Here is a 13,177-nt window from a genome sequence, read left to right as displayed (position 1 = left end):
TGCCCTCAGTCCCCGGCGGCCCGGCGCGGCAGCCGGCCCAGCGGTGCCTCGCGCGGCATCACGTGACGGTTGCCGGGCAAGCCGCCCGGGTAGTCGACGATGCGCGCCGTGCCCTGGCGCCGCAAGCCATGCCATGCCTGGCCCCCGGCGGTGCGTCCGCCACCGAGGATGGTGGTCATGGCCTGCCGGTCGAGATCCATGCTGTCGGGCAAATCCTTGATGACGATCACTGCCATGGCGGTCTCCGGTCAAGCGGGGCCGCGGCGTCGCGGCCGCGGGACCGCTTCAGTATAGGCAAGGCGGCCCCGCGCTCCTGCGCGGGCCCGCCATGCGGGGCGCTCAGACTGCGGCAAAGTTGCCGGCCCATTGCGACGGGTTGACGTTGACCCGCACCGGGCCGACGCCGGGGCCGACGAAGCTGTTGTTGAGCGTGTTGACGTTGATGCTTTGCAGTTGCGCGATGTTCTGGTTGACGTTGACGGTGACATTGGCGAGCGGGCCGACATCGCCGACACCGCGGCTGAGCCACGAGCTGCCGCCGCGTACGGCGCACAGCGAGGCACGGTCGAGTTCCTTGCTCAGGGCGAGGTCGCGGACGAGGATGGTTGACATGATGGTGCTCCTTTGCATCGGTGTTGGGGCGGTTGGCGCGGAGCTTGCTGCGCTCAGGCAGGCGCTCCGCGCGCGTTGCGCATCGGCTTTCAGCCGAAGATGTTGTTGGTGGCGTTCTGGTTGGTGTGCACGTCGGACTTGACGTGGTCCAGGAAGGCCGAGCCATTGCCGTTCAGGTTGGTCACGGACTGCATCTGCGCGATGCTCTGCACGGCGCTGATGCTCTTGTCGACCGACGCCTTGATCGGCATGTAGACGGCGGCGAAGGGCAGGTAAGAGGTGCCGCCGCGCACGGCGTGCATGCGCTTGCGGTCGAGGGTTTCAGCGGCGGACAGGTCCTGGATGGTCAGCGTGGTCATGATGGTCTCCGGTATCGGTGGTCAGTGTCTGGATCTGGCGGGCGCGGCGGCTCAGCCGTAGATGTTGTTGCTGGCGTTCTGATCGGTGTGCACGTTCGACTTGACGTGGTCCAGGAAGGCCGAGCCGTTGCCGTTCAGGTTGGTCACGGACTGCATCTGCGCGATCTCCTGCACGGCGGTGATGCTCTTGTCGAGCGACAGCTTTACCGGGCTGTAGACGGCGGCGAACGGCATGTAGGCGATGCCGCCGCGCACGGCGTGCATGCGCTTGCTGTCGAGAGTTGCGGCGGAGGACAGGTCCTTGATGGTCAGCGTGGTCATGATGGTCTCCAGTAGAGGAAGGTATTGCCTTGGGTTTGGGTTCGAGCATCGGGTTGGTGTCGCGCTCGGGAGGGACAAACGCAGGGACCGTGCCAAGGCCCCGGGCGCTCGCGCTGGGCACGCGCAAGAGCCTGAAAACAAAGGGAATTCGCCGCAGATGCCGGCTCGCGACCGGGGCCGGCGCCGCGCGTGGGCGGGTCCGCTGTGACGGGCCGCGGCCAACATCGGCGGCGCAGGTGTTGGTGCCGATGCGACAGAGCCGCGCGCGCCCGGCAAGGGCGCATGCCAAGCGCGCCAGGGTGCCGCGGCATGCCGCCCTCGCATGGTTTGCGCATGCCTTGGGTGCGCACTAGTATCCAGCGAGGAGAGGGCATATCCGCTGGGTGGGACAGGCCCTGCCAGCAACCATGTCAGGGCATCCCGTGGCCAGTCTCAAAGACCTGATCCGCAAGTTCCAGAACGGTGGTCTCTCCGACGACGAGTTCGTCGCGTCATTCGAAACGGCCCTGGCGCAGGACCCCACCACCCCGAGCCAGGCGGCACGGGTGGTGATCGAGGAAAACACGCGCTTTCCGTTCCCGCCCGCGGTCTATGCCGAAGTCATGCGGCGCATCGAGCGCCGCGGCGCCACCCAATACGATGGCGCCACCGACGCCACGCGCCTGGCCGGCACGGAAACCGGCTCGATGTATGCGGCCTCGCCCGAACCCGGCACGCTGCCGCAGACGCCGGCCACCAAGGGCGTGGGCGATACGCTCAACGGCCGCTTCGTGCTGGAGGAATGCCTGGGCGTCGGCGGCATGGGCACGGTCTACAAGGCGCTCGACCTGCGCAAGCTGGAGGCCTCGGACCGCCGGCCCTACATCGCGATCAAGGTGCTGAACCTGCAATTCAGCGGCCATCCCAAGTCGCTGATGGCGCTGCAGCGCGAGGCGCGCAAGGCGCAGACGCTGGCGCACCGGAACATCGTCACGGTCTATGACTTCGACCGCGACGGGCCGGTGGTCTTCCTTACCATGGAGTACCTGTCGGGCTCGTCGCTCAACCATGTGCTCAAGGCCCCCGGCTTTGCCGGCATGCCGATGGCGCGCGCCATGCCGATCATCCAGGGCATGGGCAACGCGCTGGCGTATGCGCACGAGCGCGGCTTCGTGCACTGCGACTTCAAGCCCGCCAATGTCTTCCTGACCGCCAACGGCGAGGTCAAGGTGATCGACTTCGGCATCGCGCGCGGCTTCCTGCCGCCGGCCGACGAATCCGACCGCACCGTCTTCGATCCCGGTTCGCTGGGCGGCATGACGCCCGCCTATGCCAGCCCCGAGATGTTCGAGCATCGCGAGCCCGATCCCCGTGACGATATTTACGCGCTGGCCTGCGTGACCTACGAGCTGCTGAGCGGCAAGCATCCCTACCAGCGGCTCTCGGCCAACCAGGCGCGCGAGGCCGGGCTCAAGCCGGCGCCGCTGCCGCAGCTGGGTCGCACGCAATGGAAGACCCTGCGCGAAGCCCTTTCGCTCGACCGCGAGACGCGCACGCCGACGGTCGCGCGCTTCCTGCAGGGCATGAGCGCGGCGCCGGCCACCATCATCGGTCCGGCGCGCCGCTCCGGGCCGCTGGTGGCGGGCGGCGTGGTGACCGCGCTGGTCGGCGTGGCGGCACTCGGCTACTACGCCTGGCAGTCGCAGCGCCAGGCCGAGGCCCCGAGCGGCGATGCCGGCGCGGCAGCGCCGGTGAGCGCCGCCGCGCCGGCCACGGAGGCGCCAGCCGCGCCGGCGCCTGCGCCGCCAGCGCCGGTGCCACCAGCGCCCGTGGCAGCCGCTGCGGCGGAGCTGTCGATGGCCGAGGTCGGCAAGCTGCTGGCGGCGGTGCCGTGCTCGCTGCTTGCCGGCGCGCGCCAGGACCAGACCCTGCACGTGCGCGGCTACCTGGCCGAGAGCGTGGGTGCCGCGCGCCTGCGCGAACAGCTCAGTGGCCTGCCCGGCGCCAAGGCGCTGCGCGAGGTGGTGGTCGAGGCCCAGCCGCTGGCCGCCGACAAATGCGAAGTGGCCAGCATGATCGCGCCGTACTGGTCGGGCAACCGGCAGGGCGCGACGGCGTCGTCGCTGCAGTTGCGCGGCAAGGGCACGCAGCTGACCGAAGGCGCGCCGATGGTGCTCGACCTGCGCACGCCGGCGCAGGATTCCTATGTCTATGTCGACTACTTCGCCGCAGACGGCAAGGTGGCGCATATGGTGCCGAGCCAGCGCATACCGGCGCACCAGGCGCCGCCGGCCTATCACGCCACCATCGGCGACAGCGGCGACTGGATCGTCTCGGCGCCCTTCGGCAACGAACTGGTGGTGCTGCTGACCACGCCGGCGCCGCTGTTCGCGGCGCGCCGGGCCGAGGTGGAGTCGCGCCAGGAGTATTTGCGCGCGCTGGAAAAGCCGCTGGCGCAGATGGCGCGCACTTATGGGCGCGACCGCATCAGCGCGGACCTGGTGCAGATTTCCACGCGCGCACGCTGACCGCGCTGACCACGGTCCACGGGCTTGCGCTGCCCGCCGCAGCGGCTTCCTATTTCATGTCGCGCGCCACGCGGAAGCCGTTCTGCGACTGCCGCACGCTCGGGCTGTACTTGAAGCGCGTCGACGACACCATGTAGCTGGCGCCTTCGCGCCACGAGCCGCCGCGGATGACGCGCGCCCCGCAGGCGCTCTCGTTCCATGCGCGCCCGTCGGCGGGCGCGCCCTTGTAGGAGCTGTGCCAGCAATCGGCCACCCATTCCCACACGCTGCCGTTGACGTCATGCAGGCCGTAGGGGTTGGCAGCGAACGAGCCCACCGGCGCCGGCCCATCCTGGCTCCACGGATCGCCGCAGTCCTTGCAGTTGGCATTGCCCTTGCGCATCTGGTCGCCCCACCAGTAAGTGCTGGCACTGCCGCCGCGCGCCGCGTATTCCCATTCCGCCTCGGTGGGCAGCCGGTAGCTCTTGCCGGTGGTCTTGCTGAGCCAGGCCACGTACTGCTGCGCGTCGTCCCAGCTGACGTCGCGCACCGGTGCGTTCTTCGCGCTGTCGGCGACGGTGGCAATGCGCTGGCAGCCGCCGGCGTCGGCACAGGCGTTCCATTGCTCGACCGTGACTTCATAGCGGCCGATGGCGAAGGGCTGGGCGATGGCGACATGATGCGGCGGCTTCTCGGCCGGGTCGCTGGCGTTGCTGCCCATGGTGAAGCTGCCGGCCGGCAGCGTGACCAGCGTCGGGCAGGCCGGACAATCGCGGATCTCGCCGGTGCGCAGCGTGGTGCTGACCACGCCGTCGCCCGCGCTGCCGGCGCGCGGCGCCGCGGCCGCTGGTGCTGGGGCTGACGGACGCGCGGCCGCGGGCGCGGGCGGCGCCGCCTTGGCCGGGGGCGCCGAAGCCGCGGCAGGCGCCGCGGGCCGCGAGGCTGGTCCGCTGGCCGTGGCGCCCGCGCGTGGCGGTGGCGCGGGCGCCTGAGTCTTGGGCGCGGGCGCGCTGCCCGCCAGGCGCTCGAGCCGGGCCCTGGCGAGTCCGGCGAAGCGGCCGTTGGGGTACTGCTTCAGGTAGGCTTCGTAGTCGGCGGCGTAGTTGCTGTTCTTGATCGATTCCCAGAAGCTCAGCTCATATTGCTCGTCGGTGTTCTTCGGCATGATGCCGGCGAGCAGTGGCTGGGCTTGCGCCGATGCGCCAGCCGCGGGCATTGCCGTGGCCAGCAGCGCCGCCGTGGCGGCCATCGGGATCATCGCAGCCACGCGTAAGACTGGTAGGTTGCGCCACATCTTCACACCTCGCTGGAGCCGCCGCGATTGCATTGCATGCCGTAGCCGCCGGCATGCGCCGGGCACATTGCGGTGTGGCCAGGACGTCGACCGGCTTGCTTCAAGATAGCACAGCGCGTGTGGATGCGGCGAAGCATTGCCACGTCGCCGCCGCACGCCGGGGTCGCCTTTTCCGCGCTTGCGTCCTAACCTGAATGACGAATCGCCGAGCGCTGACCAACAAGCAACAACAAGGGGCTTTCGGGACAACGTGATCGGGTTTCGGGATAGATCTCGGGGAGGCGACGCGTATGTCCAGACGATTCCTGCTCCGCCTGCTGGCGGCCGCCACGCTGGCCGTCGCGCCGTCGCTGTCGTTGCCGACGGCAGCCCCGCCCAATGCCGAGGTTTATATCATCTGGCCGTACGACGGCGCTGTCATCGGCGGCGGCAAGTTCTGGGTGCGCATGGGCCTGCGCAATATGGGCGTCTGCCCCAAGGGCGTCGAATCGCCGCGCTGCGGTCACCATCACCTGCTGATCGATACCGAGCTGCCGCCGCTCGACAAGGAAATCCCCTCGGACAAGAACCACCTGCACTTCGGCGCGGGCGAGACCGATGCGCGCATCGAACTGCCGCCAGGCAAGCACACGCTGCAATTGCTGATGGGCGACGCCAGGCACGTTCCGTTCGAGCCGCCGATCTATTCGAAGAAGATCACGATCACGGTGAAATAGCGACGCAGCATGCGCCGCGCGCGCCGGCGCAGGCCGATCAACATACAGGGAGGGCGCCATGTCCCGACTACTTGCCGCGGCTGTCTTCGCCGTCAGCCTGATGCTGTCCGCGTGGGTGCAGGGCGGCCCCACGGCGGCGCCGCCCAATGCCTATCTGTACATCGGCTGGCCCAATGACGGGCAGACCTTGCCCGCCGGCAAGCCGTTCAAGGTGTGGTTCGGGCTGCGCAACATGGGGGTGGCCCCCAAGGACGTGAAGTTTCCCAATACCGGGCACCATCACCTGCTGATCGACGTGGACCTGCCGCCGATGGACAAGGAGATTCCCAACGACCGCAACCACCTGCATTTCGGCGCGGGCGAGACCGAGACCATGGTCGAGCTGGCGCCGGGCAAGCACACCCTGCAGCTGCTGATGGGCGATGACAAGCACATACCGACCAACCCGCCGGTGTATTCGAAGCGGATCACGATCTACGTGAAGTAGCTCCGCAGCGCGCGGCCCCGCGGCCCGTCAGGGGAGCGGGCCCGGCAGTTGGACTGCCAGTTGGCCGGCTCCCAACACGCATCCTCCGATCTGTTGGTGGCAGCCCGCCACCGCACCTCGCCCTGATCCCGCCAGCGGGTGTCTCCCGGCTACGCGCCGGAGGCGAAAACCCCCGTGTTTACAGGCACTTCCGTCATCCAGACCGGTTTCGCAGGCGCGCTGGCACAGTCCCTGCGTTTGTCCCTCCCGAGCGCGACACCAACCCGATGCTCGAACCCAAGCCCAAGGCAATACCTTCCTCTACTGGAGACCATCATGACCAAGCTGACCCTCACCGACCTGACCACCGTCGAAACCCTGGACCGCAAGGGCATGCACGCCGTGCGCGGCGGCCGCGCGCTGATGCCGTTCGTGGCCGTGTTCCAGCCGCTGAACCTGTCGTTCGACAAGAGCATTACCGCCGTGCAGGAGATCGCGCAGATGCAGTCCGTGACCAACATGAACGGCAACGGCTCGGCCTTCCTGGACCACGTCAAGTCGAACGTGCACACCAACCAGAACGCCACCAACAACATCTACGGCTGAGCCGCCGCGCCCGCCAAATCCAGACACTGACCACCGATACCGGAGACCATCATGACCACGCTGACCATCCAGGACCTGTCCGCCGCTGAAACCCTCGACCGCAAGCGCATGCACGCCGTGCGCGGCGGCACCTCGTACCTGCCCTTCGCCGCGGTGTATGCACCGGTCAAGCTTGCCTTCGACGGCAGCATCAACGCGCGGCAGGAGATCGCGCAACTGCAGTCCGTGACCAACCTGAACGGCAACGGCTCGGCCTTCCTCGACCATGTCCGCTCGCATGTGGATACCAACCAGAACGCCAGCAACAATATCTATCGTTGAGAGGATGGTTGAGATGGCGCCGCGCCGCGGGGGCGTCCCCGCGGCGCTTTTGCCGGCCCCGTGCCGATCGGGGTTGGAGCGCGCGCCGGCGCGCACCACAATACAGACAGACGCGGCGGCCGCGCTGGACCGGCGAACCGGTTCCGTCCCGCCGACCGCCGCCGTCGCACGCAGGAAAGACATCGTGCCCGCATTTCCCCCAGTCCCGTCCGTGCCTGCGGTGATCCGCGCGCCGCGCCGTGCTGCCTGGCTGGCCGCGCTGGCGGCCGGCGCGGCCCTGCTGGCGGGTTGCGCAGACTTCCGCCCGCCGGTGTACCAGCGCCCCGAAACCCCTGCCAAGGCGGAATGGTCGCGCCAGGACTCGATCACGGTGTCGCCGGCCGAAGCGGTGCAGCCCAACTGGTGGCTGGGGTTCCAGGACCCATACCTGAACCAGCTGGTCGAACGCGCGCTGGCCGGCAACTACGATATCAAGGTGCTGGCGGCGCGCATCCGCGTCGCCAATGCGCAGATCGGCGAAGCCCGCGCGGGCGGGCTGCCGGTGATCGACGTCGGCGCCGGTGCAAGCTTCGAAAAGAGCACCGGGCAGAAGTCCACCTGGACCTATAGCGCCGGCGCCCAGCTGAACTGGGACATCGATATCTGGGGCAAGGTCGAGAAGGGCGTGCAGGCGCAGGCCGCCGAGTTCCGCGCCACCGAGGCGGACTGGCGCGCCGGCTACCTGACACTGGTGGCCAATGTCTCCACCACCTACTTCCAGATCCTGCAGTTCGACGAACAGATCGAGCAGCAGGCGCGCACCGTGGCCAAGAACGGGCAGATCCTGTCCACCTACCAGGCCATGTACCAGAACGGGCTGGTGCCGAAGATCCGCGTGATGCAGCAGCAGGCCGAAATCAACCGGCTGAACAAGGACCTGCTCGAGCTGCGCCGCTCGCGCGACGTGGCGGAGAACGCGCTGGCGACGCTGGTGGGCGTGCCCGCCGGCAATCTCAAGGTGCCGGCAGGGCGGCTGCAGGACCGCGTGCAGCCGCCCGCGGTGCCGGCCGGGCTGCCGTCGCAGCTGCTGGCGCGGCGCCCGGACGTGGTGGCGGCGGAGTATCGCGTGCTGGCCGCCTACAACATCGTCGGCCAGGCGCGCCTGGCGCAGCTGCCCAGCATCAGCCTGACCGCGCGCGGCGGCACCGCCAGCTTCGCCTTGAGCGACCTGCTCAAGTCCTTCACCTTCGGCTTCATGCCGAGCATCAACCTGCCCATGCTCGATCCCAACGTGCGGGCGCGCGTGAAGACCACCGAGGCGCAGGTGGGCGTGGCGGAAAACGAATATGGCCGCACCGTGATGACCGCGTTCGAGGAAGTCGAGACCGCGCTGGTCAACGTCGACGCCCACAAGAAGCAGCGCGTCGAGCTGCAGCAGCAGGTCGAGCAGCTGCGCGTGGTCTCCGCGCAGGTCGAGGCGCAGCTCAAGGAAGGCGTGGTCTCGCAGCTCGAAGTGTTCGAAACCGAGCGCTCGCTGCTGGCCGCGCAACTGCAGTTGTTGGCGGTCCACCAACAAATCCTGGGCGACACCATCACGCTCTACAAGGCGCTGGGCGGTGGCTGGCCCGAGGCGGATGTGCGCAACACCGCCCTGAATCCGCCGCAGTAAGTGGTGCCGGCGATGCTGCCCCGCGCCCAGGTGATGCCGGCGCAAGCAACGCGTTGCGCAATGCCTGAACAGCGTGTCGCGCCGGGCCGGCCGCGGGCGTCGCGACGATGCCGCTGCCGTCCCAACCACGCCCGCCGTGGCCGATTGACTAGCCTAGGCCGTCGCCTACTATGTTCTTAGTCGCTTCATCCCCCCTGGCCCGCCGCCGCGGCCCGCGCAGTTGGCTCGCTGGAAACATGGCTCCTGACGAAGCACTGATCATGGAAATGCCGGTGAAAATGGCCCAGGGATCCGCACGGGAACTCGCGCCGCATGCGGCGCACGAAGTGGCGCAGGATGCGGCGCAGGATCTGGCGCAGGAATTCGATGTATTCCTGACGCCGGTGGCGCGCCCCGAAATCGGCGAAATCCGCATCGATGAAGCGCTGTTCGCGGTCGGCCGCAGCGAGTTGCCGTTTGCCGCCTACCCGGAAGCACTGGCCGCATCGCTGTCGCGGCGCCATGCGCGCATTTTTGCCGAGCATGGCGTGGTCTATGTGGCCGACCTCGGCAGCAAGAACGGCACGCGCGTGAACGGCGCGCCAGTGGCGCGCCAGCCGGCGCGGCTCAGCGATGGCGATGAAGTCGCGTTCGGGCCGGCGCTGTCGTTCCGGGTGCGGCTGTCGCCGCGCGCGCCGCAGCCCGGGCCGCCGCGCGTAACGCTGACGCTGGTGCCGGAACGCCATGACGTCGGGCTGCAGCCGCTGCATGTGGAGCAGTTCCCGTACCTGATCAGCAAGGGCGACGATGCCTTCGCGCGCTTTCGCGACAGCTATCCGCACCAGGTCAACTACCTGTCGCGGCGCCATGCCCATGTCTACCTCAAGGGCGGCATCCCCTTCGTCGAGGATCTCGGCAGCACCAATGGCACCTTCGTCAACGGCAGGCGCCTGGCCGACCACGGCGTGCCGCTCGACGATGGCGACCTGATCGCGTTTGGCGGCAACCACTTTGTCTACCAGGCGCAGGTGCGGTACGACGGCGCCGACGATGCCACGGCGACGCGTTCGCTGCTGCAGCTTCCAGGGACGCCTGACACGCCTGGCCCACCCGGCACGGCCGGCACGCCCGCATCGTCCGCCGCCGCGGCTGCCACCCCCGCCACGCCGCCCGCCCGCGACGACGGCGACCGCACCACCTTTGTCGGCGCGCCCGATTCCTTCCTCGACATCTTCTGCGTCGACTATGCCGCCCACCAGGAGGACGAGGTCAACACCGAGGCCGAAGCCCAGGCCGCGGCGGCTACCGCCGCCAGCGACGGCGCGCGGCGCCCGCGTGGCCGTGCCGCGCTGCTGCTGGCGGAAGCGGCCCGGCTGTTCGGACTGGACCAGCCGGGGCGCGCGCGGCGCACGGCGCGCTGGGGCGGGGCCTTGCTGCTGCTCGGGCTGGTGGCCGGCGCCGCGGTCTACTGGCGTGGCGCGCCGGAGCGCGCGGTGCAGTCGCGCTTTGCCGCCGGCGACCACGCGGGCGCGGCGCAGGCGGCCGACAGCTACCTGGCGCGAGATCCGGGCGATATCGAGGTCCAGGCCGTCGGTGCCGAAGCGCTGTTGCGTGCCTACGTGCCCGACTTTGCCGCCAGGCTCAAGGCCGGCGACGTGGCCGGCGCCGATGCGGTGCTGGCGCGCCTGCGCCAGCTCAGCACGCACAACGCGCAGGCGCGGCCGCTGGTGGCCGAGCTCGACTGGATCGGCAGGCTCGAGCGCTTCACCGCGCCGCGCGGCGCCGATGCGCCGATCCGGCTCTATACCGACGAAACGCCGATGCGCCAGCTGCTGGCGTACTGGAACCAGGACACCGCCGCGCACCAGCGCGCGCTCGGACGCATCGCGGGCGACGTGCCGGCGTTCCGCGACCTGTATGCCGATGCGCTCAGCGATGTGCGCCGGCTGCAGAACGACGCCTCGGTCTATCTGGCGGCGATCGACCGGCTCAATGCCACCATCGCCGCCGAACTGGGCCGCGACCGCCCGGAAGCCTTGGTGCCGGTGCTGGCCGAATACCGCGACAAGTATCCGCGCCTGTCTGGCCTGGAGCGGCTGCAGGCGGACCTGGAGCGCTACACCGGCCTGATCCAGGCACTGCGCGCGCGCCGGCCGGGGCCGCTGGTGGCGCGGCTGGCCGACAGCCGCTTTGCCACGCCGCCGTTCCAGGCGCAGCTGGCCAGCCTGGGCGCGCGCCTGCCGCCGCCGCAGCTGGCGCGCGAGTATGCCAGTGCGGCCAGGGCGTGGCAGCAGGGCGACAGCAGCGCCGCGCTGGCCGCGCTCGGGCAGATCCGCGGCGGAGCGTGGGCCGACGACCTGGCGCGCGACCTGGGGCACAAGCAGAAGGTCGCGGCGCAGTACGCCGCGTTGCAGGCCGCGCGCGGCAGCCGTGGCTACGAGGACCGCCTGCTGGATTTCTACGCCTTGCTCGATGCGGACGAGGACCGCTATTTCGCCAGGGCGGTCGAGGCCGACGTCAACGGCGTGCGCGACAGTGCCCTGCGTCGCGCGCGCGAGCTGATGGCGAGCGCGCTCGCGGCGTGGAAGCAGTATCGCGCCAACGGCGTGATCGGCGGCGAGCAGCGGCTCGAGCCCGGCATCTCGCCGAAGTTCCGCGCGCAGGCACGGCTGCTGTCGCAGGCGCAGGACGACGCGCGCCAGGGCATGCGCATCTTCACGCAGCTGCGTGCCGGCGAAAGCGCCGACCTGGCGCAGCTGGCCAAGGTCGAGCAGGAGATCCGCGCCGAGGCCGAGCAGCAGCGGCACGCGCTGCGCGAACTGGGCACGGTGCTGGATCCCGCCGTGCTCAAGGCCAAGCTCGGGCTGATCGGCGGCGAGGACACCGGCAAGGCGCCGGAACCGGTCGCCGCCGTGGCCCCGGTTCCGGCGCCGGCCCCGCCGCCGGCGTCAGTGGGGAAGCCATGAAGGACGATGCCCGTCACGCCGGCCTGAAACCACTTGCCGAGGCGCTGGAAGACCACGGCGCCGAAGGCATCGGCCTGCTCAGCGCCGAGCCGTCGCGCCTGGGCCTGCTGACCATCGTCACCACCTTTGCACTGGTGCTGTGCGGGCTGGTGTGGTCCTTCGTCGGCCATGCCGACGTCATCGTCACCGCGCAGGGCACGCTGGCACCGGAGTCCGAGGTGCGGCGCTTCTATGCGCCGGTGGACGGCGAGCTTGCCGACCTCTACGTGGCCGAAGGGCAGCCCGTGTCCAAGGACGACGTGCTGGCGCGCCTGAACGCGCGCGGCGCGATCGAGGCCGCCGCCAACGCGCTGGAGGCGCAGCTCAAGCTGGAAGACTCCGAGCGCGAGTGGAAGCAGTTCCCCGACAAGAAGGCGCTGATGGAGCGCCGCGCGGCGGCGCTCAAGCAGCAGATCGACGTGGCCACGCGCCAGCACGAGACCCGCATCGCCGAAGGCACCACGCGGCTGGCCGAGCAGCAGCGCGCCCAGGTGCAGGAAGCGCGCAGCAATCTCGACAACGCGCGGCGCGCGCGCGAGTTCGCCCGCCAGGAGCAGGACCGCTATGCGCGCCTGCTGGCGCTGCCCGGCGGCGGCGGGGTTTCGCAATCGCAGGTCGACGCCAAGCGTGCCGCGGCGCAGGACGCGGAGAACAATCTGCGCGTGGCGCAGTCACGGCTGGCCGAGCTGGAGGCGCGCCTGGGCCGCGAACTGACCCAGGCCAGCTCCGAGCTCGAAAGCAGCGGCCAGGACCTCGCCGGCCTGCGCGTGCAGTATGACGCGGCGCTGCGCGAGATCGCCAACACCGAGGACAAGCTGCGCCTGCAGGTGCAGACCGCGCGCCTGGTGGCGGACGCCGCCGCGCGCATCCGCTTCGAGAACATCGACAAGGACAACTTCCTGCTGATCCTGGCGCCGGTGTCCGGCGTGATCACCGATGTCACCTCGACCCAGCGCGGCGACAAGGTGCAGGCCAATACGCCGCTGGGCGGCATCGCGCCCAAGGATGCGCGCCCGGTGGTGAAGATCGTGATCGCCGAGCGCGACCGCGCCTTCCTGCGCGAAGGGCTGCCGGTCAAGCTCAAGTTCAATGCGTTCCCGTACCAGCGCTACGGGATCATCGACGGCACGCTCGAGTTCATCTCGCCCGCGACCAAGCCGGGCGGGCCTGACAAGCAGCCGGTCTACGAGGGCCGCGTGCGCCTGGCGCGCGACTATTACACCGTGGCCGACAACAAGTATCCGCTGCGCTATGGCATGACCGCCACCGCGGAGATCGTGGTGCGCGAGCGGCGCCTGATCGATCTCGGGCTCGACCCGTTCCGCGAGGTGGCGGGCTAGCGCCGCGGCGGCACCAGCAACAGC

At 69.7% G+C, this 13,177-nt stretch carries 13 protein-coding genes; 8 read left to right on the top strand and 5 right to left on the bottom strand.

Translation table 11 applies throughout. The features are described 5' to 3' along the window. Positions 1-5: 5 nt before the first annotated feature. The 4 genes from CBM2586_RS11260 to CBM2586_RS11245 form a co-directional block, all read right to left on the bottom strand. Positions 6-236, bottom strand: coding sequence for a hypothetical protein (locus CBM2586_RS11260; protein WP_115687555.1), 231 nt, complete (start codon positions 234-236; stop codon positions 6-8). 103 nt (positions 237-339) lie between these two features. Further along, positions 340-612, bottom strand: a complete 273-nt coding sequence (locus CBM2586_RS11255; protein WP_115661581.1) for a hypothetical protein — start codon at positions 610-612, stop codon at positions 340-342. A gap of 89 nt (positions 613-701) precedes the next feature. Further along, complete coding sequence (locus CBM2586_RS11250) at positions 702-971, bottom strand: hypothetical protein (protein ID WP_115661582.1); 270 nt, start codon at positions 969-971, stop codon at positions 702-704. 51 nt (positions 972-1,022) lie between these two features. Continuing rightward, positions 1,023-1,292: a hypothetical protein gene (locus CBM2586_RS11245; protein ID WP_115661583.1), complete on the bottom strand. Its 270-nt coding sequence runs from the start codon at positions 1,290-1,292 to the stop codon at positions 1,023-1,025. 407 nt (positions 1,293-1,699) lie between these two features. Here CBM2586_RS11245 and CBM2586_RS11240 point away from each other — a divergent pair, with 407 nt between their 5' ends. Beyond that, complete coding sequence (locus CBM2586_RS11240) at positions 1,700-3,799, top strand: serine/threonine protein kinase (protein ID WP_115687553.1); 2,100 nt, start codon at positions 1,700-1,702, stop codon at positions 3,797-3,799. A 49-nt stretch (positions 3,800-3,848) separates the two neighbouring features. Here the strand turns inward: CBM2586_RS11240 and CBM2586_RS11235 are convergent, their stop codons facing one another. Further along, positions 3,849-4,943, bottom strand: coding sequence for a formylglycine-generating enzyme family protein (locus CBM2586_RS11235; RefSeq protein ID WP_373424218.1), 1,095 nt, complete (start codon positions 4,941-4,943; stop codon positions 3,849-3,851). 419 nt (positions 4,944-5,362) lie between these two features. Between CBM2586_RS11235 and CBM2586_RS11230 the strand changes: the two genes are divergently transcribed. From CBM2586_RS11230 to CBM2586_RS11200, 7 genes are all read left to right on the top strand, one after another. Further along, a complete protein-coding gene (locus CBM2586_RS11230) occupies positions 5,363-5,788 on the top strand; it encodes a DUF4399 domain-containing protein (protein ID WP_115687549.1) in 426 nt (141 codons plus the stop codon). Positions 5,789-5,846: 58 nt separating this feature from the next. Further along, positions 5,847-6,275 (top strand): DUF4399 domain-containing protein, encoded by a 429-nt coding sequence (locus CBM2586_RS11225; protein WP_115661586.1) that lies wholly within the window; start codon positions 5,847-5,849, stop codon positions 6,273-6,275. A gap of 315 nt (positions 6,276-6,590) precedes the next feature. Further along, the gene (locus CBM2586_RS11220; protein ID WP_115687547.1) at positions 6,591-6,860 is read left to right on the top strand and encodes a hypothetical protein; all 270 of its coding nucleotides are present in this window, start codon (positions 6,591-6,593) and stop codon (positions 6,858-6,860) included. A 51-nt stretch (positions 6,861-6,911) separates the two neighbouring features. Beyond that, positions 6,912-7,181 (top strand): hypothetical protein, encoded by a 270-nt coding sequence (locus CBM2586_RS11215; protein WP_115661588.1) that lies wholly within the window; start codon positions 6,912-6,914, stop codon positions 7,179-7,181. A gap of 184 nt (positions 7,182-7,365) precedes the next feature. Further along, entirely contained in the window at positions 7,366-8,829 is a 1,464-nt protein-coding gene (locus tag CBM2586_RS11210) for an efflux transporter outer membrane subunit (RefSeq protein WP_115687545.1), read from the top strand. A 236-nt stretch (positions 8,830-9,065) separates the two neighbouring features. Continuing rightward, a complete protein-coding gene (locus CBM2586_RS11205; protein WP_115687543.1) occupies positions 9,066-11,774 on the top strand; it encodes an FHA domain-containing protein in 2,709 nt (902 codons plus the stop codon). Then, complete coding sequence (locus tag CBM2586_RS11200; RefSeq protein ID WP_115661591.1) at positions 11,771-13,153, top strand: HlyD family efflux transporter periplasmic adaptor subunit; 1,383 nt, start codon at positions 11,771-11,773, stop codon at positions 13,151-13,153. Before CBM2586_RS11205 ends, CBM2586_RS11200 begins: the two co-directional genes overlap by 4 nt. The last annotated feature ends 24 nt before the right edge of the window (positions 13,154-13,177 follow it).

The organism is Cupriavidus taiwanensis, assembly GCF_900250115.1.
In the GTDB taxonomy this organism is placed as follows: domain Bacteria; phylum Pseudomonadota; class Gammaproteobacteria; order Burkholderiales; family Burkholderiaceae; genus Cupriavidus; species Cupriavidus taiwanensis_B.
This window is presented reverse-complemented; position numbering and strand designations above follow the sequence as displayed.

Excerpts from the sequence above, each read along its gene's own strand:
- CBM2586_RS11235 (WP_373424218.1), bottom strand. The coding sequence starts at position 4,943 with ATGCCGAAGAACACCGACGAGCAATATGAGCTGAGCTTCTGGGAATCG.
- CBM2586_RS11230 (WP_115687549.1), top strand. The coding sequence starts at position 5,363 with ATGTCCAGACGATTCCTGCTCCGCCTGCTGGCGGCCGCCACGCTGGCC.
- CBM2586_RS11220 (WP_115687547.1), top strand. The coding sequence starts at position 6,591 with ATGACCAAGCTGACCCTCACCGACCTGACCACCGTCGAAACCCTGGAC.
- CBM2586_RS11250 (WP_115661582.1), bottom strand. The coding sequence starts at position 971 with ATGACCACGCTGACCATCCAGGACCTGTCCGCCGCTGAAACCCTCGAC.
- CBM2586_RS11245 (WP_115661583.1), bottom strand. The coding sequence starts at position 1,292 with ATGACCACGCTGACCATCAAGGACCTGTCCTCCGCCGCAACTCTCGAC.
- CBM2586_RS11225 (WP_115661586.1), top strand. The coding sequence starts at position 5,847 with ATGTCCCGACTACTTGCCGCGGCTGTCTTCGCCGTCAGCCTGATGCTG.
- CBM2586_RS11260 (WP_115687555.1), bottom strand. The coding sequence starts at position 236 with ATGGCAGTGATCGTCATCAAGGATTTGCCCGACAGCATGGATCTCGAC.
- CBM2586_RS11200 (WP_115661591.1), top strand. The coding sequence starts at position 11,771 with ATGAAGGACGATGCCCGTCACGCCGGCCTGAAACCACTTGCCGAGGCG.
- CBM2586_RS11215 (WP_115661588.1), top strand. The coding sequence starts at position 6,912 with ATGACCACGCTGACCATCCAGGACCTGTCCGCCGCTGAAACCCTCGAC.
- CBM2586_RS11240 (WP_115687553.1), top strand. The coding sequence starts at position 1,700 with ATGTCAGGGCATCCCGTGGCCAGTCTCAAAGACCTGATCCGCAAGTTC.
- CBM2586_RS11205 (WP_115687543.1), top strand. The coding sequence starts at position 9,066 with ATGGCTCCTGACGAAGCACTGATCATGGAAATGCCGGTGAAAATGGCC.
- CBM2586_RS11255 (WP_115661581.1), bottom strand. The coding sequence starts at position 612 with ATGTCAACCATCCTCGTCCGCGACCTCGCCCTGAGCAAGGAACTCGAC.